Below are 21,022 nucleotides of genomic sequence, written 5' to 3' on the forward strand. Positions count from 1 at the left end.
ATTATATTATAAAATAAAAGCACTTAAATCTTTATTTGTTGAAATTGATTTTAATTTATCATCAACATATTGAGGCGTGATATCTACCATAGCGTTTGGCATGTTTGGTGCTTCAAATGATAAATCTTCTAACATTTTTTCTAAAATCGTATGCAGACGACGTGCGCCGATATTATCAGTATCTTGATTGACTTGAAAGGCGATTTCAGCTAATCGTTTAATCGCTTCTTGTGTAAAGTTCACAGTCACATCTTCAGTCTGTAATAATGCTTCATACTGTTTGATAAGTGATAACTTAGGCTCTGTTAAAATGCTAACAAAATCTTCTACTGAAAGACTTTCTAATTCAACACGAATTGGAAAACGACCTTGTAACTCAGGAATTAAATCACTTGGCTTAGCAACGTGGAATGCGCCTGCACCAATAAACAGCATATGCTCCGTACTTACAGTACCATATTTTGTCTGAATCATGCTACCTTCAAGTATTGGTAGAATATCCCTTTGAACACCTTGTCGAGACACATCTTGTCCTGAATTTTGATTGTTAGTTGCGACTTTATCAATTTCATCGATAAAGATAATTCCCATTTGTTCAGCAAGTTCAATTGCTTCTTGATTTGCCGATTCTTGATCTATTAATTCGTCTGCTAATTCATCCGCTAGAATTTTTCTAGCTGTTTTCACAGGTACTTCTCGTTCAATTTTTTTCTTAGGCATAAGTTGATTCATCATATCTTGCATTTGTTGATTTTGATTTGTTCCTAGCATACCCATAGCACCAGGATCTTGTTCAACTTTAATACGAACTTTTTCTTCTTCAAGTTGTCCTTTTAATAATTGTTCTTTAATTTCAGATCGTTTTGTTTTTATTTCTTCTGTTGGTGTTTCTTCCTCTTCTTCATTGCTTTGTCCAAAGTTAGGCATTGCTCCACCAAACAATGATTCAAGTGGGTTACTGTTTTGGTTTGCTTTTTTCTTCATACTTGGTACTAACAATTTTACTAATCGTTCATTTGCTTTTACTTTTGCTTCATCTTCAACTAACGCTTTTTTTTGTTCTTTTACTAATCGTATAGCAACATCTACCAAGTCTCTGACCATGCTTTCAACATCTCTACCGACATAACCAACCTCTGTGAATTTTGTAGCTTCTACTTTAATAAACGGCGCACCAACTATTTTTGCCATTCTACGTGCGATTTCAGTTTTACCCACACCTGTAGGTCCAATCATCAAGATGTTTTTCGGTGCAATTTCTTGCTTTTCTTCTTCTGAAAGTAGGCTTCTACGATATCTATTTCTAAGTGCAACAGCTACTTTACGCTTTGCATCTTCTTGTCCAACGATATATTCATTTAGGCTAGAAACGATATCTTTAGGTGTAAGTTTTATACCATTCGTGTCCATATCTAAATAACCTCCATTTATTTTAACTATATTCATCATTTATATGCTTTATCATTTTAATTGTATTTACAATTGTTAATACTTTATCCGATTTCAAAATATTTATACATTAAAAGTAATTATAAAACTATTCTGTTAATCTATTTTATAATTCTTCAACAATAATATGATCATTTGTAAAAACGCATATATCTGAAGCAACTTTTAAACTTTCATAAGCCATTTCTTTCGCAGATAATTGTGTTGCATGACGTTTCAAAGCTCTACCTGCACTTAATGCATAGTTTCCGCCAGAACCGATTGCAATCAAATCATCATCTGGTGCAATAACTTCACCAGTACCACTAACAACTAATAATGATTCTTTATCCATAACGATTAACATTGCTTCTAATTGGCGCAGTTGTTTATCGCCTCTCCATTCTTGAGCAAGTTCTACCGCTGCTCTTTCAAGATTCCCACCAAATTGTTGTAATTTCGTTTCAAATTTTTCAAATAAAGTAAATGCATCAGCTACACTGCCTGCAAATCCTGCTAACACTTTATCATTGTACAAACGACGTACTTTTCGCGCAGTATTTTTCATGATTACTTGTTCACCAAGTGTCACTTGTCCATCCCCTGCCATTGCAGAATGGCCATTATGTTTCACAGCATATATCGTTGTTGCATGTATTGATGTACTCATAATCTAATTCTCCTTTTTCGCACGTGGATGTGCATTTAAATAAACTTTTCTTAATTGATCATTAGTTACATGTGTATAGCGACCTGTTGTCGAAAGATTTACATGTCCCAATAAAGATTGTACTGTTCGTAAATCAGCACCTTGGTTCAACATATGGGTTGCAAATGTATGTCGTAATTTGTGTGGATGAATTTCAGTCACCCCAGATGTCCTTTTCACAACATTATTTAACACATAACGAACGCCACGCTCAGTGATAGGCGCACCGTTCATATTGACTAACAAATATTTATGATTTGCATTTATTTTAGGTTTAAAACCTTCCACGTATCGCTCGATACTTTGTCTACAAAATTCACCAAACGGAATAAATCTTTCTTTACCGCCTTTTCCTAGTACTTTAACGCCAGGTAAACTCAAATCAATATCAGTCATTTTGATATTGACTAATTCTGAAACCCTTATCCCAGTTGCATATAACATTTCTAATATGACACGATCTCTTAGGCCCTTCTTGTCATCATTTTCAACTGCATCAAATAAAGCTTCCATTTCTTCTTCATAGAAAAAGTGTGGTAAATATTGTTCTTTTTTAGGGTGCACGAGTTGTACAAATGGATTAATCACTTCATCATCTTGAGTCATCCAATATTCGTAAAAACTTCTCAGCGTAGAAATTTTACGGGAAACTGAAGTTCTTTTCAAGTTTTTTGAATATAAAAAACTCAAATAATTTCTTGCATCTTTATATTCAAAGGTTGATAAATTCAAATATTCTTGATTTAAAAACATATTAAATTGTTCAAGGTCATCGTGATATGACTTCAATGTATGCTCAGAAAATTGACGTTCAACTTTTAACATATAAAGATATGCCTCTTGGATTTCTTCCAATAAAAACCCCTCCATCAATAAGAATTGTAGCATATTGTGGAAGGGAACTGCGAAAAATAACTATTAAGTTGTGTTAAATTTTCTAAATTTTCGGAAACAAACATTATAAATATAATTCTAAAGTGTTTGCTTATAATTATCTAAAAACGATAAGGCTCTATTTGCTAATTTTTCATAACGTTCTTTTTTATCTTTAATTCTATTTTCAAGTGAAGGCAATAAACCGAAGTTTGCATTCATAGGCTGGAAGTTCTTTTCATTCTTCGCATGAGAGATATAATAAGCCATGCTACCAATCATTGTTTCTCTAGGAAAAATAACTTCAGCTTTATTTTGCAATTTATGAGCAACATTTATTCCTGCTACAAGACCACTCGCAGCACTTTCTACATATCCTTCAACACCAGTCATTTGACCTGCAAAATATAATGATTCTCGCCCTTTTAATTCATATGTTTCAGTCAATACATCTGGTGAATTTATAAATGTGTTTCTATGCATTACACCATATCTCACTATATCTACATTTTCCAACCCAGGAATAAGACGAATAACATCTTTTTGAGCTCCCCATTTTAAATGTGTTTGAAAACCAACAATATTATATAATGTACCTGCCGCATCGTCTTGGCGTAGTTGAACAACTGCAAATGGTCTTTTACCAGTTTTCGGGTCTTCAAGACCAACCGGTTTCATCGGGCCAAATAACAATGTTTTTCTACCGCGCTCTGCCATAACTTCGAAAGGCATACATCCTTCAAAATATTTTTCTTTTTCGAATTCATTAACTGGTGCAACTTCTGCCTCTAAAACCGCATCATAAAATTTATCAAATTCTTCTTCGGTCATAGGACAATTTAGATATGCCGCTTCACCTTTATCATAACGTGACTTCAAATAAACTTTATCCATATCTATACTATCTTTTTCAATAATTGGTGCTGCAGCATCATAAAAGTACAGCTGATCTTTCCCTGTCACATCTACAATTTCTTTAGCAAGGTTACTAGTTGTTAATGGGCCAGTTGCAATAATTGTATAGCCTTCTGGAATGCTATCAACCTCTTCATTTAGAACTGTAACATTCGGATGTTGTTTCAACGTTTCAGTTATGTAGCCAGCAAAGTCATGTCTATCTACCGCTAACGCACCACCTGCTGGTACACGTGCTTTGTCAGCAGCATTTATAATAAGTGAATCTAAACGTCTCATTTCCTCTTTAAGTACACCCACTGCATTTGTTAATGCATTTCCTCTTAAAGAGTTTGAACATACTAACTCTGCAAATTTATCTGTATGATGTGCTGGTGTTTGTTTAACCGGCCTCATCTCTATTAAATTAACTTTTATCCCTCGTTGTGCTAATTGATATGCAGCTTCCGATCCAGCTAAACCAGCACCTACAACATTGACAGTTTGAGTCATTAAAAATCCTCCAATACATTAAAATAGCAACTACGACACGCATATCATAAATTATAAGAACTGAATACCACTTTATAAGATATGTGTCGTAAGTTGCTGATATTATTATTTTCTATAATTTGCTATCCATATTTTTATTATGCGTTAAGGATAACACTATTTTTGTTCTTCTTCTTTATAATCACAATTTGAACAGACGACTTGGCTCTTACGTCCTTGTTTTTTCTCAACGAGGTATTGCTCACATTTAGGACAAGCACGACCAATTGGTTTATCCCAACTAATAAAGTCACATTCAGGATATTTAGAACAACCATAAAACAGACGATTTTTCTTTGATTTTCTTTCTACAACATCGCCATCATTACATTTTGGACATTTGACTCCAATTGTTTTAATTATCGCTTTTGTATTTCTACAATCAGGGAAATTTGAGCACGCCATAAATTTACCATAACGTCCCATTTTTATAACCATCGGTGAACCACAGACTTCACAATCTTCACCCGCTGGTTCGTCTTTGATTTCAATTTTTTCCATTTCTGTTTCAGCACGTTCTACGTCTTGTTTAAAACTAGTATAGAAATCAGAGATTACTTTTTTCCATTCTATGTCACCTTCTGCGACCTTATCAAGTAATGTCTCCATATTCACAGTAAAATCAACATCAATAATTTCAGGGAAATAGTCTTTTACCTGTTCATGAACAATTTCTCCCAATTCCGTTGGTACAAAACGTTTACTTTCATTTTTTACATAGTTTCGCTTTTGAATTGTATCAATAGTAGGTGCATATGTGGATGGTCTACCAATCTTTAATTCTTCCAACGTTTTAACTAGTCTAGCTTCAGTATAACGTGGTGGCGGTTGTGTGAAGTGTTGAGAGGGTTCGATTTGTGTTGCAGTAACCTTTTCACCTTCTTCAACATTAGGTAATTTATTTTCTTTACCATTTTCGTCATCATCTTTTGTTTCCACATATAACGTCATAAAGCCTTTAAATTTAATAGTTTGGCCATTTGCTCTAAATTTGATATCGTTTTGTGTTAAGTCTAATGCAACAGTGTCTAAAATTGCTGGTGCCATTTGACTAGCTACGAAGCGTTCCCATATTAATTTATAGAGTCTGTGCTGATCGCGCGTTAAATAGTCTTTCATGTCTGCTGGTGTTCTTAATGCACTAGACGGTCTTATCGCCTCATGGGCATCTTGATCACCTTGACCCTTAGATTTTCGATTAGAAGTATAATCATCACCATATTTTTCTTGTATATAGTTCTTTGCTTCTATTTTAGCTTGATCTGAGATTCTTGTAGAATCAGTTCTCATATAAGTAATTAAACCAACTGTACCTTGTCTTTTCAAATCTATACCTTCGTATAATTGTTGTGCAAGCATCATCGTTTTACGTGCTTTAAAATTCAGTTTACGTGCAGCTTCTTGTTGTAATGTCGATGTGGTAAATGGATTTGCTGGATATCTTGTTTTTTCTTTCTTAGTAACTTTGGTTACTTCGAATTGATCACCATCTAATTCTTTTGTGATTGCCTCAACGTCACCTTTGTTAGTTAACTTATAAGGTTTATCTTTATAGTGTAAAAACTTCGCACTAAATTTGGATTTTTTATATCTAAATTCCCCTTCAATTTTCCAATATTCCTCTGGTTTGAAGTTGCGAATTTCATTCTCACGATCAATGACAAGCCTTAATGCTACTGATTGTACACGACCAGCAGATAATCCTTTTTTTACCTTTTTCCATAAAACAGGAGAAATATTATATCCAACTAATCTATCTAATACACGTCTTGCTTGTTGCGCATCGACTAATTCCATCTCAATGCCTCTTGGATGTTTAAAGCTATCTTTCACAGCATCTTTGGTAATTTCATTAAATACTACTCTATTTTCATTTGAATCTTCTAAATTTAATATATTCGCTAAATGCCAAGCAATTGCTTCACCCTCACGGTCAGGGTCACTCGCTAAAAAGACTTTTTTTGCTTTTTTAGCATGTTTTTTTAATTCCTTTACAACAGGACCTTTGCCGCGTATCGTTATATATTTTGGTTCATAATCATTATCGTAATCTACACCCATTTGGCTTCGTGGCAAGTCTCTAACATGCCCCATTGATGCGATTACTTTGTATTTTTTACCTAAATATTTTTCAATGGTTTTAGCTTTTGCAGGCGATTCAACTATGACTAAATTTTCTGCCAAAGTATTTACCCCCTTGCATTTCTAATTACAAAGATAAATGATAAACGGTGTATTTTGTTTTTGTCAATGTTTTTAATTACTGATTTAAATTTTTAAAACATAGACGCATTTAAAATTCATCACTCGGTTAATATTTATAATGTAATTGATTTACTATTTCAGTTTAAACTGTACTACAAAATTTACATTTTGAGAAACTTAAATAAAATCTTCTAAAATATCAGAGGCCTTAATTACTATTTTCGCGCCTTCTTGTGCACTTTTTAAATTACCCCTTACCAATGGATCAAAAATTGTTCCCGGCAATACGTATACATTTCTGTTCTGTTCTAGAGCGTGCTCTGTCGTTATTAGTGTCCCACTTCTTTCGGTAGATTCAGTTATCAACACACCTTTAGAAAGCCCGCTAATAATTCTGTTACGTTCAGGGAAATGATACTTCTTAGGCGGTTCATCAGGTAAATATTCGCTAATTACGATACCAATTTGTTCTATTTGTTGTCTAATTTCAAATGTTTGTTTAGGATAATGTTGCTTATGTCCAAAACCTAATACGGCAATTGCTGGCAAACCATTTTGCAATGCTAATTGATGTGCAATACAATCGGCACCTCTTGCTAACCCAGAAACAATACATAAATTTTGTGCTTTGAAATATGGAAATAGTAAACTTAACGATTGTTTTGTATATTGTGTAGCATTTCGGGAGCCAATAACTGCTAATGTTTTTTGAGTGGAAAGCATTTGTAAATTGCCTTTATAAAATAGAATTACAGGGGGATTATATATTTCACGAAGTAATGCTGGATACGCGTGTTGGTGTATGCCAACGAAATGTATGTGGTTTTTCAAGAGTGAATAACCCAACGCTTCAATCGAGTAATTTGTAAATTTGTTATAGATTAAAAATTTATTACGACAATTTATATTTAATAAAAACCGTTTAAATAAAATAATTTGCTCTTTAATAGATTCTTCTAAAAAACTGGGTGCATGCAAAAGTAATTTATATATTTGATTCGTGGTTAAACCAGCAAATCTCAACTTTAAATATTGATATGTCTTTTCCATTAATACCTCCTTATACTATAAATTATAACGATTTTTTCGAATCGTTATGTTTACATTTACATATCAAAATCTCCTTAAATTTAATATAAAATTAAGGAGTAAAATTTATTATAAGATGAACTTCTCGGCCTTTTTTCTACTATTTAAAATTCGCCTATCATAAAAGCATATATTCTTCTATCAAATTCTACCATTATATATACTTAATTTTCACCACTTAAAATAGCACAAACTCCAACATATTTTGGAATTTGTGCTACTAGCTTTCAATATTTAATTATTTTACTGTTAACAATTCATTATAGATGCCAGTTTCTTTTGCAGCTTCAATTAATGTAGTACCTATTTCTGAAGGTGTATCAGCAGTTTTCACACCACAATTGTTAAGTGTTTTGATTTTTTCTTCTGCAGTACCTTTACCACCAGAAATAATAGCACCAGCGTGACCCATACGTTTTCCAGGAGGCGCAGTTTGTCCACCTACGAAACCTACAACTGGCTTAGTCATGTTTGCTTTAATCCATTCCGCAGCTTCTTCTTCTGCAGTACCACCAATTTCACCAATCATAACTACTGCTTTCGTTTCATCATCTTCATTGAACGCTTTTAATACATCAATAAAGTTTGTACCATTAACTGGATCTCCACCGATACCTACAGCAGTTGTTTGACCAATACCTTCTTCAGTTAATTGGTGTACTGCTTCATATGTTAATGTACCTGAACGTGAAACTACGCCAACGTGGCCTTTTTTATGGATATAACCAGGCATTATACCAATTTTACATTCATCCGCTGTAATAACACCAGGGCAGTTAGGACCTACGACACGTGTCTTTTTACCTTCTGAATAGCGTTTCACTTTAATCATATCAACAACTGGGATATGTTCAGTGATACAAATGGCTAAATCTAACTCCGCTTCAATACATTCTAAAATTGCATCAGCAGCGAATGGTGCTGGTACATAGATTACTGATACATTTGCACCTGTTTCTTCTTTAGCTTCATCAACTGTATTGAATACTGGTACACCTTCTACTACTTGTCCACCTTTACCAGGCGTTACCCCTGCAACAATCTGTGTACCATATTCTAACATTTGTTTTGTATGGAAAAGGGCAGTTGACCCTGTAATACCTTGTACAATTACTTTTGTATTTTTATCAATAAATACGCTCATCTTAGTGCTCCCATCCTTTCCTTACGCTTCTTTTACAAGTTTTACGATTTTTTGTGCGCCTTCTGCCATTGTTGCAGCTGGTTCAATTGCTAAACCTGAATCTTTAAGAATTTGTTTACCTCTTTCAACGTTTGTTCCTTCTAAACGAACAACAAGTGGCAATGTAAGTTCTACTTCTTTAACTGCAGCAACGATACCTTCAGCGATAATGTCACATTTCATTATGCCTCCAAAGATGTTTACAAAGATTCCTTTTACATTTTCATCACCTAAAATGATTTTAAATGCTTCAGTAACCTTTTCTTTTGTTGCACCGCCTCCTACGTCTAAGAAGTTAGCAGGATTGCCTCCAAAATGATTAATTGTATCCATAGTTGCCATCGCTAATCCAGCACCATTTACCATACAACCAATATCTCCATCTAACGCAATGTAAGATAAATCATATTTTGAAGCTTCGATTTCTTTTGGATCTTCTTCTTCTAAGTCACGTAATTCTTGAATGTCTTTATGTCTAAATAATGCATTGTCGTCAAAGTTAAGTTTCGCATCTAATGCTAAAACTTCACCTTCACCAGTTGTAACTAATGGATTGATTTCAACTATAGAACAATCTTTTTCGATAAATACATTATAAAGTGAAATTAAAAATTTAGCTGCTTTATTAATAGATTCTTTAGGAATATTAATATTAAACGCGATTCTTCTCGCTTGATAAGGAGCTAAACCAACAACTGGGTCGATTGTTTCTTTAAATATCTTTTCAGGTGTTTTAGCAGCTACTTCTTCGATTTCAGTACCGCCTTCTTCAGAAGCCATTAATGTTACTCTATCAGTTGCACGGTCAATTACAAAGCCTACATAATATTCTTTTTGAATGTCGCAGCCTTCTTCTATGTAAAGGCGTTTGATTTCTTTCCCTTCTGGGCCAGTTTGGTGTGTAACCAAAGTTTTACCTAACAATTCATTTGCATAAGTCTCAACTTCAGAAAGTGATTTAGCAATCTTAACTCCGCCTGCTTTACCTCTACCCCCGGCATGAATTTGCGCTTTAACCACATATACATCAGATTTTAATTCTTTTGCCTTTTCAACTGCCTCATCAGCAGTAAATGCTACACGTCCTTCTGGGACAGCAACGCCCATTGAACGAAAAATTGCTTTACCTTGATACTCGTGGATATTCATTCTCCATCCTCCTGTTTCTTAGGTTAAGTTCATAATCAATTATAAGAAATGAAAGCGCTATTGTAAACTGATTTAGCACACTTCTTTAAATTAATTTATAAAATTGATTAAATGAAATGTGATTTAATTGGCTCAAAAGATTTTCTGTGTTCACTTATAATGCCGTGCTTTTTAATTCCATCAAGATGTTGTTGCGTACCATAACCTACGTTTTTTTCAAAACCATAAACATTATACTTTTTTGAAAGTTCCTTCATATAATGATCTCTATGTTCTTTTGCTAAGACACTCGCCGCAGCTATAGATATACTTTTAGCATCACCTTTTATAATAGAAGTTTGTGGTATATCAGTATCCAAAGTCATTGCATCAATCAGCAAATGGTCAGGTTGAACGCTTAATCCTGCAATTGCTCTCTTCATTGCTATTTTTGTAGCTTCATAAATATTGATACGGTCTATTTCATCTACAGATGCTGAACCATAAGCATAATCGTAAACATTTGTTGATAAATCGTTTTCTAAATCTTTTCTTTTATTTGCTGATAATTGTTTTGAGTCATTTAACCCTGTATATTGATGCCCTTTATTTAAAATAACTGCACATGCAACAACAGGACCTGCTAACGGACCCCTTCCCACTTCATCAATTCCACAAATTAATGCTTCTGGATCTTCTTTTAATATGTCATTTTCGAATTGTGACATCACTTCATATTTTTTTAATAACGCTTGTTCTTTTTCTAATTGTTTAATTCTTCTTTGTATAGCCGTTTGCACGCCTTTTCTTTCGTCGTCATAATAATCTTGTACTTTTATAGCATCAATCGTTTTTTCTTCTTTAAGTAAGTTTGTAATTTCAGCAATTGTTTGTTTCATCTATACACACACCTATATATCCATTTCTTTAATGATATCGAAAGTATAAGTGCCAATTTTTGCATTACGTATTTCATGGATGATTAAATCAATTACCGCTTCGTAATCAACTTCATTTCCACGTCTCAACAATCCTCTACGGCGTCCTATCGCATCAAACCATTCTAATATTTCAGCGTCTTTCTCAACATCAACATTATAGTGTTTTGTCAAACCCTCAAAATCATGTTCTTTCAAAAACTCAAGTCCATAGATAGCCACTTCATCCAAGTGAACAATACTATCCTTTATTGCACCAGTAATACTTAATTTTTTACCGACTAATTGATCTTCAAATTTTGGCCAAAGGATACCTGGTGTATCTAATAGTTGAAGTGAAGTACCTACTTTTATCCATTGCTGTTGTTTGGTAACACCTGGTGTGTTTCCTGTCTTAGCTATAGATTTATTAGCCAATTTATTTATCAATGTTGACTTGCCGACATTCGGAATTCCAACAATCATCGCTCTAATTGCACGAGGTTTTAAACCTTTTGCCTTTTCTCGTTCAAATTTTTCAGTAGTTGCTTTAATTGCAGCTTGTTCTACCAATTTCAGACCTTTACCATGCTTAGCATCAATCGCTACTGGAAAATAACCCTTGGATTTAAAATATTGTTCCCATTTTTCTAATTCTTTAAGATTTGCCATATCTTTTTTATTGAGTATTACCACACGAGGTTTTTGTTGAATAACCTCATCTATCATAGGGTTTCTTGAACTATATGGAATACGTGCATCTACTAATTCAAATACAACATCCACTTTCTTGAGTTGTTCTGACACTTCTCTTTTAGCTTTCGCCATGTGTCCCGGGTACCATTGTATTACCATTATTATCACCTTTCTTAATTAACGTGCAATTTATCTTTATTACTTTTGTTTAACAGTAATTTTATATAGACTATAAAATAATAACATGTACGTGCTATTGTTAAAATAAAACAAAGATACGAATTTCATCTTTGACTTTAATTTTACAACAATATTAAATGATATACCTAATTAATATATATTTGAAATGAGAATGTGATTTATTTTCACATTTTAAAGGGTATATCATGATTACATGAATATTAGTATTAGATTTTAAAATTAATTTATACAATAGTTTGTTATTGTATTTATGAATAAAACAGGTACAAATGGACTATATTACATTTGATATAGGAGAAAATTAAATGCAACGCAAACTTTTATACATATTATTATTTTTAGTTTTATCTTTAATTGGTCACAGTTATATCATTTATCGATTTTTGGTTAATGGTGTTCTTTTTACCGGTCCAAATGACGGTATGGAACAAATGGTTCCTATTAAAATGTTTTTATTTGAAAACTGGAGTCATGGAAACTGGTTCTACTCAACAAAATTTGGACTTGGTGGAGATTTTTTCACAGATTTAAGTTATTACTTTTCAACAAACCTATTATTTATATTTAATGTCATTGTTATTGTAATATTAAAATTTTTCATCCCACTTCAAACAGATGCGTTTATGTTTTGGATCACGAATGATCTAGTTGTTTCAATTATTAAGGCGACAGTTGCAATGATAGCAACTTTTCTTTATATGAAATACATCGCTTTAAATAACAAAATTTCTATATTAACAGCTTTTGTCTTTGTTATTTCGCCTTTATATTTTCGATTCACTGTCTATTGGCCCTTTTTTAGTGATGTTTTTATTTTACTGCCATTATTATTATTATCAATTGAGCGTGCACTTAAAAAAGGACATATTGGATTATTTATAGTTATAGTTACTATCACTTTAGTTAATAACTTTTATTTTGCATATTATCAGTTATTAACAGGCTTAATATATTTTGGTGTAAGACTAATTTTTCAACATAAGCATGACATATTATCTCGAGGCAAAGCATTTAAACTTATATTGATTGCAGCAGTATTAGGGTTATGTAATAGTTTGTTCTTTTTTTACCACAGTTTACAAAGCTACTTAAATAATAGACGTATACCCTTTCATGGTCATGTAGATTTGTTTGAACAGTTCAACCAGAACACAAATGTCTTTTACGACAATTATTTAATCGTAGTGCTATTCATTACAATTCAAGCTCTGCTATCTTTCAAATTATATAAGCACTATTATTACAGAATCTTTGCATTACTTACAATTGTAGCAATTGTAGCTACGTTCTTACCTTTTGTCGATCAACTTTTTAATGGGTTTTCAGCACCTCAAAAAAGATGGCATTATTTGTTAGCATTTACATCTGCAGTGACAATTGGACTATATGTAAAATATTTTCGAACGCTTCATATTTGGAATTATATGACAACGTCAATCATTGCACTCCTAATCATTTTTTTAAGTGCATGGTATTACCATGATTTTGTAGCTTGGTTATGGTTTGCACCCATCATTCCATTAATTGGAATGCTTATTTTATTAGTTAAAGAGCCAAATTGGCGTGTGAAACTATCGAATTTTTACATAATTGCAATTATACTTTTAGCTATTTTAGTATCATTTGTCTTCACAAGAAACCAAATTTTCTTTGAAGATCATGTAAATAGAGCAAATCGATATTATGCGAATTCGAGCCTTTTTAATTCTAACTTACAAAGAAACCTTGTAAACACTATGAACAATCAGAAACGAGAAGACGAACGGATAGATTGGCGTGTAAACGAACAAGATAATACACCTATGTATCAGCATTTTAAAGGCATGAGTGTCTATTCAAGTATTTTTGACCACAATATCCTAGACTACTATTATGATGATTTGAAAATTAATTTAAAAGAAGAATCTGTGAGTCGTTATCAATCAACGAATGGTCGTCAAAATATTGCAAGCCTATTTTCAGAAAAATATTTAATGTTGAAATCATACCAATCCAATGTTCCTAATAACTTCAAAAAAATTAAGTCTCGCGGTCAATATCAGATTTATGAAAACACATTAAATCTTCCATCAGTTCGTGTTACAAATAAAATATATAATGCCAAACAATTAACAAATGTATTAGATCGTGAACATGCCATGATAGATGGTGTTGTGATGCAAAATAAAGGACAATCTTATAATCAAAAAGCACGGAATCTTTTAAATAGTACCCAAATAAAATACGACAATATCAATTCAAAAAATAACAGTCATATAGAGTTATCAAAGTCTACGGGTAGAATTCAATTACAAATTCCGGAAAACCTAAGAAAAAAATATAAAGATTTCTATATTGATTTACTTGTCAAACGTGGTCAACCCGATAGTAACTATTTAATAGATATCAATGGCTATACAAATAATCGACTATACAACAATTCGACATATCGTACCGGTATCAATACACAATTATATAAAACTAAACCAGATAAATATGGCAATATCAATATTACATTTAGTCCAAGTGGTAATTATATTGTTAATCTAAATGGCTTGTATGGTGAAGATTATCAACAGTTGAAATCAGCACATGAAACAAATCAAAATATAGGACATTATAAAGATATTAAAAATGGTGTAAAGGTGAAATTAAATCAACATAAAAAGGGTATAGCAACAATAAATATTCCATATCGTGAAGGAATGACTGCCTATATTAAAGGACAAAAAGTTAAACCATTTAAAGTCAATTACATGATGACTGGGGTTAAAGTTTCAAAAGATAGTGATGAAATTGTTATCAAATATAGACCTAAATTTTGGTTTGTTATGTTTTTAATTTCATTCGTAAGTATAACTATTAGCGCTTTATGGGGTAAACGAGTTAAAAATATCAAATAAAATTTATTTTTGAAAAAAGGAGTATGTTAGAGATGAGGATTATGCATGTTTAGCAAGGTTTGGTCCAATAAATTCTCAAGAATTGTGTGTGTTATATGTATGGGGTTAATTGTTTCATTATTCACATTCGCCCCATATATTTATCGTTATATTGCACATGGTATTGTTTTCAGCGGTTCTGGAGATGGTTATAGGCAAATGATGCCTTTTCAAATGTATTTGTATGAACATTTCACAAAGTTCAAAAGTTTCTACGATCATTCTTTCGGTTTGGGTGGCGATTATGTAAAAGGTTTATCTTATTACTATGCCACATCACCAATAACTGCTGTTAATTTTATTTTTGTATGGTTATTTGAACACATTTTCAATGTAAACCCACATAATATAACGTTTTGGGCTAGTAACCAACTTATTGTTTCATATTTTAAATCAGTAGTGACATTTATTACTGCTTTTTATTTTTTTAGATATTTAAAAATTAAAATTAATTATACAATTTTAGCTGCATTTTTATACAGTACATCAACTGTGCTTATCCATTTTAATTTTACATGGTCGTATTATGGAGATTTATTAATTTTTTTACCATTTTCATTATTAGCAATTGAAAGATTTTTCAAAGAAAAAAAGTTAGGCTTATTTATTATTGCGATAAGTTTCACTTTGTTTTCCAATTTTTATTTTAGTTATTATGAAGGCATTGTTATTTTTAGTTACTATGTATACCGATGTATATTCAAACATCCTGAAGATAAAGTATCAATAAAACAAAAGCTTTTTATTATACCAATTGCAGTATTGTTAAGCGTCATGGTGAGTATATGGGGATTTTATACAGGTGTTTCTTCATTTTTAAATAACGATCGAGTGAGTAATCCATATTTTAAGACACCAATTTTCACAGATTTTGCAAGACAAAAAAACTTTTTTTCCTATGGATTTTACATAACCGTATCACTCATTGCGCTTATAGCATTATTTTCTTTTAAGTTATATAGACATTATTACTATAAACTTTTTGCTATAGCCACTTGGATAATGCTTATTGGGTCATTTACACCCTATTTCGATAGCATGTTCAACGGTTTTTCAACACCTGAACGGCGTTGGGTATACATTTTTGCGTTAACCACTGCTGGACTCATCGCTATGTTTATTTATCATTTAAATGAACTTAATTTTAATGCGTATATGAGAACAATAATTTTACCTCTCATTATTATGGTAGTCAGTCTGTTTCTAAAAAATAATTTACGAATATCTTGGATGGTAATATGTTTCATTTTAATCTTATTCATAGCAGTTATTCTAAAAAACAAATATTTATTAGAAAGAAAATCAACCTATTGGATCATCGCTATACTGATAATTATGCAACAAGCTCTGATATTATCAAATGATCATTATAATAACGTTAAAGGTTACGAATCGACATTAAAAGAGATGTCTGCATCAAAATATAAAAGTCCTGTTTTAACAAAAAAAATCAATCAAATTAATCATGATTATAAATCCGACCCTTTGAATAGAATTGATTATATGTCTAAATATGGACTTAATTCTCCTATGCTATATCATTTTAATGGCATAGCGCTATACTCTAGTATTTTTGATGGCGAAATATTGAAATATTACGACAAGACATTACAAATTAACATGTCAATCGATAAAAATAGTACCTATCGCTTACTATCAAATAGAGCTAATTTAATGGCGTTATGGAACGTTAAAGACCGATTACGCCGTCCCAATGATTTAAATATGCCCTATGGTTTTAAAGTGCAAGATACAATCTATCATACTAAGGATGAACCATTTATCCATTCTAAAAATGAAATAAATTATCCGAGCGCACATTTTACAAATAAAGTTTATCGTGATGATGCACTAAAATCACCTATTGATAAAGAGCATGCTATGCTAAACGGTGTGGTATTTGCTAATTCGAAGCAAAAAGCTACGAGTCACATTAAAAATGCTCATAATTTAATTCATTCATCAACAACTTCACTCCGTAACGCATATAAAAATGATAAAAATGAAATTACAGTTAATAAAAATGATGGTGGTATCACGTATCATCTCCCTAAATCTATTAGTGACCAATATAAAGATATTTATGTTGAGATGGATGTTGAACTGTTATCACCAAGTAAAAAACATTATATTGGTGTGAATGAATATGCTCAACAACGTAATGAGTTAGAATATAAATATCGTCGTTTTGTTACGCCTGTTACGATGAGAGTTAAATCAAATCAAGACTTAAAAATCAGAATGCCGAAAGGAAAATACCGCTTAAATGTAAAAGGGATTTACGGTGAAAATTATAAGCATTTAAGACATGCAGCTAAAACGCTAGACAAGGTTAATATTAAGCAAGACCGTTCTGGATACACAATCCATAGAACTAATCATAAAAAGGGCTACATCGTGCTACCAATTGCATATAGCGAAGGTATGAAAGCACAATCTGGAAATGATAAACTATCAGTAAAAAAAGGGAATGGTATTATGACTGTGATTCCAGTAGAGAAAAAGCATAATACAATAAAATTGACCTACACACCACCACACACAAAACTATTAATTATTATCACATTAATTGGTGTTATTTTAAGTTTCATATTCACAAAAATAATCTATAAGTTAAAATAAAAAAAGCGATTCCTGAACAGGAATCGCTTTTTTATATCTTATTTGCTGATTAACGAATTTCTTTAATTCTAGCAGCTTTACCACGTAATTCACGTAAGTAGTATAATTTAGCACGACGTACTTTACCACGACGTTTAACTTCGATTGTTTCAATTTTCGGAGTGTGTAATGGGAATGTACGTTCCACACCAACACCTGAAGAAATTTTACGTACAGTGAAAGTTTCTGAAATACCTCCACCACGACGTTTAATAACAACGCCTTCGAATACTTGGATACGTTCGCGAGTACCTTCAATAATACGTACGTGTACACGTAAAGTGTCACCTGGACGGAATGATGGTAAGTCTGTGCGTAATTGTGATTGTGTTACTGCTTCGATTAATTTGTGATTACTCATTATTTTTTCTCTCCTTCAACCTATGTTCTTGCCTCGACAAAATATAGCAGCGGATCATAGTGATTTTTCGTGTGTCGCACACTTAAAATATATTAGCATAATACTAATCTTTTTTCAATTGCTTTTTATATCTTTCAATAATCTCATTATCTTTTTTAGTTAATGGATAATCTTTAAGTAAGTCTGAACGTTTTTCAAAAGTACGAATTATTTTTTGCTCATGACGCCATGCATCAATATGGGCATGGTTGCCTGACAATAGTACATCTGGTACACCAAATCCTTTAAAATCTCTCGGTCGCGTATATTGTGGGAATTCTAATAAACCATCTTGAAATGAATCGTCAACATGAGATTGTTGATTGCCGAGTACACCCGGGATTAATCTTACAATTGCATCTGTCATAACCATCGCTGGTAACTCGCCGCCAGTTAAGACGTAATCTCCCATAGAAATTTCATCCGTAACTAGATGTTGGCGAATTCTCTCATCGTATCCTTCATAGTGACCACAAATAAATACGAGATGCTCTGCTTCACTTAACTCTTGTGCAATTTTTTGACTAAAAGGTCGACCTTGAGGGCACATTAAAATCACTCGAGTATCTTCTGATTTCTCTATGCTGTCCATTGCATTAAATACCGGTTCAGGTTTTAATACCATGCCTTGTCCGCCACCAAAGGGATAATCGTCAACTTGTCCATGCTTATTTTCCGAAAAATCTCTAAAATTCACAGCATTGACTTGCAACATTTCTTTTTCTTGTGCACGTTTTAAAATCGAATGATTGAGCACGCCATCAAACATTTCTGGAAATAGTGTTAAATAATCTATCTTCATTAATCAAGTAATCCTTCCATTGGCGTTATTGTAATACTTTTACCTTCAACATCCACATTTTTAACAACATCAGCTATATATGGTATCAAATATTCTTTATTTCCTTTGACTACCCAAACATCATTGGCTCCTGTTTCAAAAATTTCCGTTACACGTCCAATCGCAGTCCCCTCATCATCAAATACAGTACAACCTATAATATCTGAATAGAAAAATTCATTTTCCTCTAATTCGATGGCTTTATGATCTCGTTCTTGAAGTAATGTTGACCCCTTCAAATATTCGATATCATTTATATTATCTATACCTTCAAACTTAAGCATATGCAATCCTTTATGCATACGATGACTACTGATTTTAAAATCAATTGCTTCTTTACCTACAGGTTGAATTGTGACAATTTCTCCTGGTTGGAAACGTGTATCCGTAAAGTCAGAATGCGACTTTATCTTTATCTCACCTTTTACACCATGTGTATTTACAAATTTACCTATTTCAACTTTCATACTTTTTCCTCCGAAAACATTACAATTTAAATTTCTTGTAATGAAACTATATAAAATTCGTAATCCATTATAACATGTATTGTAGGGTCTGTAATTTTAAATCAAGTAATATCGTTTAATCATATAAATTCCAACCATTTCTATGTCAAAAACAAATATTAATCATTTTACCACCACAGTACATCAACATTATTTTATTCAACCTACTTACTAAAAATATTAATAACTTTTAAACTTTATCTAATAGGTTTATCGCATAAAGAAAGTTAAAATTATACAAGGGACCATCAACAAAGATAAATTAAATAGTCAAAATAAAAAAGATGATTTCTACCGAATTACAGTAAAAATCATCTTTTAAATATCATTAGCTATTGCTAAGATTTATTTTTGTTCGTCAAATTTTTTCAAGATACCTTCTCTTGATAAAATGTTACGTACTGTATCAGTTGGTTTCGCACCTTGTGATAACCATTTTAATGCTAATTCTTCGTCAATTTTAACTTCTGGTGCGTTCACATTGTTAGGGTTGTAAGTACCGATTTGTTCGATATTACGACCATCACGTGGTGCACGAGCATCAGCTGCTACAATACGATAGAATGGATTTCTTTTTGAACCTAAACGTGTTAAACGTAATTTAACTGCCATTTATATTCGCTCCTTTATGTTCTTAGTATTTTTATTTTCTACAAGAAATAATATTAACAGTTCCTCACTACTTTGTAAAGAGTTTTTTCTTTACCAACATCCATTATCTATAAATCAAGTGAGAAACACGCATAGATATAATTCATTTCCTTGAGAAAATTGATACAAACTTGACATTAATATTTAAAAACTATACATTGAGACTAAATTAAATAATTCATGCACTAGGGGTGTTATTAGTAACTGAGATGAGTATTACTCAAACCCTTTGAACCTGATCTAGCTTAGACTAGCGTAGGAAAGTGATACAAATTGACAATGATTTATATAGGTATGAATACCTTAATCATATGCCTTTTTAATACACAACTTTCCTTGAGAATGTTGTGTATTTTTTTATTTAATTTACTAAAATGAGGAGTGAAATAATGAAAAAAACCATTTTGATTACAGGCAGTAGCAGAGGATTAGGTGCTACCATCGCTAAAACATTGGCATCAAATGACTATAACGTTATTATAAATTATTTTAAAAATAAAGACATGGCAGAAAAGCTTGTCAGTGAAATCGGACAAGAAAGATCATTAGCAATCCAAGCAGATGTTACAAATCGAGAACAAGTGGATCAAATGATTGCACAAGCCACTCGTCATTTTGGAAAAATTGATGCTATTGTAAACAATGCGCTTGTCGGATTTAAATTCGATCCTATCGCTCAAAAATCATTCCTAAATTTAAGTTGGCATGATTATCAACAACAAATTGATGGAACATTAAAAGGTGCTTTTAATGTTACACAGAGTGTCATAAATCAATTTATAGATAGAAAAAGTGGAACAATTATTTCTATAGGTACTAATTTATTTCAAAATCCTGTCGTTCCCTATCATGAATACACAACTGCTAAAGCTGGATTAATTGGATTCACGCGTAATTTAGCTGCTGAATTAGGAAAATTTGGCATTAATGCTAACGTTGTATCAGGTGGCCTTTTAAAAACAACCGATGCTAGCGCCGTAACGACCGATGATGTATTTGATTTAATTGCACAAACAACACCATTACGCCAAGTCACATCACCGCAAGATGTAGCAAATATGGTAAATTATTTAATTTCAGAACAAGCCAAAGGTATTACAGGTCAAAACTTTACAATTGATGGCGGTTTAACAATGAATTAAAAGTAAAAACGTAATGGAGGAATAA

17 protein-coding genes and 1 riboswitch are annotated in these 21,022 nt (G+C 32.2%); of the genes, 3 read left to right on the plus strand and 14 right to left on the minus strand.

Going from position 1 to position 21,022, the window contains the following annotated elements:
- Positions 1–6: 6 nt before the first annotated feature.
- The 10 genes from hslU to ylqF form a co-directional block, all read right to left on the minus strand.
- Positions 7–1,410 carry an ATP-dependent protease ATPase subunit HslU gene (gene hslU, locus MHZ36_RS05005; protein ID WP_239230005.1) on the minus strand — a complete coding sequence of 468 codons (1,404 nt, stop codon included), beginning with the start codon at positions 1,408–1,410 and terminating at the stop codon, positions 7–9.
- A 145-nt stretch (positions 1,411–1,555) separates the two neighbouring features.
- The gene (gene hslV / locus MHZ36_RS05010) at positions 1,556–2,098 is read right to left on the minus strand and encodes an ATP-dependent protease subunit HslV (RefSeq protein ID WP_119485856.1); all 543 of its coding nucleotides are present in this window, start codon (positions 2,096–2,098) and stop codon (positions 1,556–1,558) included.
- 3 nt (positions 2,099–2,101) lie between these two features.
- The gene (gene xerC, locus MHZ36_RS05015; protein ID WP_239230006.1) at positions 2,102–2,992 is read right to left on the minus strand and encodes a tyrosine recombinase XerC; all 891 of its coding nucleotides are present in this window, start codon (positions 2,990–2,992) and stop codon (positions 2,102–2,104) included.
- A gap of 117 nt (positions 2,993–3,109) precedes the next feature.
- Positions 3,110–4,417 (minus strand): FADH(2)-oxidizing methylenetetrahydrofolate--tRNA-(uracil(54)-C(5))-methyltransferase TrmFO, encoded by a 1,308-nt coding sequence (trmFO, locus tag MHZ36_RS05020; RefSeq protein WP_239230007.1) that lies wholly within the window; start codon positions 4,415–4,417, stop codon positions 3,110–3,112.
- A gap of 156 nt (positions 4,418–4,573) precedes the next feature.
- Positions 4,574–6,640 (minus strand): type I DNA topoisomerase, encoded by a 2,067-nt coding sequence (gene topA / locus MHZ36_RS05025; protein ID WP_239230008.1) that lies wholly within the window; start codon positions 6,638–6,640, stop codon positions 4,574–4,576.
- A 198-nt stretch (positions 6,641–6,838) separates the two neighbouring features.
- A complete protein-coding gene (gene dprA, locus MHZ36_RS05030) occupies positions 6,839–7,711 on the minus strand; it encodes a DNA-processing protein DprA (protein ID WP_239230009.1) in 873 nt (290 codons plus the stop codon).
- 277 nt (positions 7,712–7,988) lie between these two features.
- Complete coding sequence (sucD, locus tag MHZ36_RS05035) at positions 7,989–8,894, minus strand: succinate--CoA ligase subunit alpha (RefSeq protein WP_239230010.1); 906 nt, start codon at positions 8,892–8,894, stop codon at positions 7,989–7,991.
- Between the two features lie 21 nt (positions 8,895–8,915).
- Complete coding sequence (gene sucC, locus MHZ36_RS05040; RefSeq protein WP_239230011.1) at positions 8,916–10,082, minus strand: ADP-forming succinate--CoA ligase subunit beta; 1,167 nt, start codon at positions 10,080–10,082, stop codon at positions 8,916–8,918.
- Positions 10,083–10,189: 107 nt separating this feature from the next.
- Complete coding sequence (locus tag MHZ36_RS05045; RefSeq protein ID WP_239230012.1) at positions 10,190–10,960, minus strand: ribonuclease HII; 771 nt, start codon at positions 10,958–10,960, stop codon at positions 10,190–10,192.
- A 12-nt stretch (positions 10,961–10,972) separates the two neighbouring features.
- Complete coding sequence (gene ylqF, locus MHZ36_RS05050) at positions 10,973–11,833, minus strand: ribosome biogenesis GTPase YlqF (protein ID WP_239230014.1); 861 nt, start codon at positions 11,831–11,833, stop codon at positions 10,973–10,975.
- Between the two features lie 347 nt (positions 11,834–12,180).
- Between ylqF and MHZ36_RS05055 the strand changes: the two genes are divergently transcribed.
- The gene (locus MHZ36_RS05055) at positions 12,181–14,757 is read left to right on the plus strand and encodes a YfhO family protein (protein ID WP_239230016.1); all 2,577 of its coding nucleotides are present in this window, start codon (positions 12,181–12,183) and stop codon (positions 14,755–14,757) included.
- Between the two features lie 45 nt (positions 14,758–14,802).
- Positions 14,803–17,418: a YfhO family protein gene (locus MHZ36_RS05060; protein WP_239230018.1), complete on the plus strand. Its 2,616-nt coding sequence runs from the start codon at positions 14,803–14,805 to the stop codon at positions 17,416–17,418.
- 49 nt (positions 17,419–17,467) lie between these two features.
- Here MHZ36_RS05060 and rplS read toward each other — a convergent pair whose 3' ends face one another.
- The 4 genes from rplS to rpsP all read right to left on the minus strand — a co-directional run bounded on the left by rplS (position 17,468) and on the right by rpsP (position 19,816).
- On the minus strand, positions 17,468–17,818 hold the full coding sequence (rplS, locus tag MHZ36_RS05065; RefSeq protein ID WP_239230020.1) for a 50S ribosomal protein L19: 351 nt from the start codon (positions 17,816–17,818) through the stop codon (positions 17,468–17,470).
- Between the two features lie 103 nt (positions 17,819–17,921).
- On the minus strand, positions 17,922–18,659 hold the full coding sequence (gene trmD, locus MHZ36_RS05070) for a tRNA (guanosine(37)-N1)-methyltransferase TrmD (protein WP_239230022.1): 738 nt from the start codon (positions 18,657–18,659) through the stop codon (positions 17,922–17,924).
- Entirely contained in the window at positions 18,659–19,165 is a 507-nt protein-coding gene (gene rimM / locus MHZ36_RS05075) for a ribosome maturation factor RimM (protein WP_239230024.1), read from the minus strand. Before rimM ends, trmD begins: the two co-directional genes overlap by 1 nt.
- 384 nt (positions 19,166–19,549) lie before the next feature.
- Positions 19,550–19,816, minus strand: a complete 267-nt coding sequence (gene rpsP / locus MHZ36_RS05080) for a 30S ribosomal protein S16 (protein ID WP_042738873.1) — start codon at positions 19,814–19,816, stop codon at positions 19,550–19,552.
- 216 nt (positions 19,817–20,032) lie between these two features.
- A riboswitch (TPP riboswitch) is annotated at positions 20,033–20,134 on the plus strand.
- Positions 20,135–20,244: 110 nt separating this feature from the next.
- On the opposite strand from rpsP, the gene MHZ36_RS05085 reads away from it, so the two are divergent.
- Entirely contained in the window at positions 20,245–20,997 is a 753-nt protein-coding gene (locus MHZ36_RS05085; protein WP_239230026.1) for a 3-oxoacyl-ACP reductase, read from the plus strand.
- Positions 20,998–21,022 lie beyond the last annotated feature (25 nt).

Origin of the sequence: Staphylococcus sp. ACRSN (assembly GCF_022346615.1) — a bacterium.
Lineage (GTDB): Bacteria > Bacillota > Bacilli > Staphylococcales > Staphylococcaceae > Staphylococcus.

Bases quoted from the DNA above. Each gene is read 5' to 3' on its own strand.
- trmD (WP_239230022.1), bottom strand. From the start codon at position 18,659: ATGAAGATAGATTATTTAACACTATTTCCAGAAATGTTTGATGGCGTG.
- hslU (WP_239230005.1), bottom strand. From the start codon at position 1,410: ATGGACACGAATGGTATAAAACTTACACCTAAAGATATCGTTTCTAGC.
- rplS (WP_239230020.1), bottom strand. From the start codon at position 17,818: ATGAGTAATCACAAATTAATCGAAGCAGTAACACAATCACAATTACGC.
- hslV (WP_119485856.1), bottom strand. From the start codon at position 2,098: ATGAGTACATCAATACATGCAACAACGATATATGCTGTGAAACATAAT.
- MHZ36_RS05085 (WP_239230026.1), top strand. From the start codon at position 20,245: ATGAAAAAAACCATTTTGATTACAGGCAGTAGCAGAGGATTAGGTGCT.
- ylqF (WP_239230014.1), bottom strand. From the start codon at position 11,833: ATGGTAATACAATGGTACCCGGGACACATGGCGAAAGCTAAAAGAGAA.
- sucC (WP_239230011.1), bottom strand. From the start codon at position 10,082: ATGAATATCCACGAGTATCAAGGTAAAGCAATTTTTCGTTCAATGGGC.
- MHZ36_RS05045 (WP_239230012.1), bottom strand. From the start codon at position 10,960: ATGAAACAAACAATTGCTGAAATTACAAACTTACTTAAAGAAGAAAAA.
- trmFO (WP_239230007.1), bottom strand. From the start codon at position 4,417: ATGACTCAAACTGTCAATGTTGTAGGTGCTGGTTTAGCTGGATCGGAA.
- rpsP (WP_042738873.1), bottom strand. From the start codon at position 19,816: ATGGCAGTTAAATTACGTTTAACACGTTTAGGTTCAAAAAGAAATCCA.
- MHZ36_RS05060 (WP_239230018.1), top strand. From the start codon at position 14,803: ATGTTTAGCAAGGTTTGGTCCAATAAATTCTCAAGAATTGTGTGTGTT.
- rimM (WP_239230024.1), bottom strand. From the start codon at position 19,165: ATGAAAGTTGAAATAGGTAAATTTGTAAATACACATGGTGTAAAAGGT.
- dprA (WP_239230009.1), bottom strand. From the start codon at position 7,711: ATGGAAAAGACATATCAATATTTAAAGTTGAGATTTGCTGGTTTAACC.
- sucD (WP_239230010.1), bottom strand. From the start codon at position 8,894: ATGAGCGTATTTATTGATAAAAATACAAAAGTAATTGTACAAGGTATT.
- MHZ36_RS05055 (WP_239230016.1), top strand. From the start codon at position 12,181: ATGCAACGCAAACTTTTATACATATTATTATTTTTAGTTTTATCTTTA.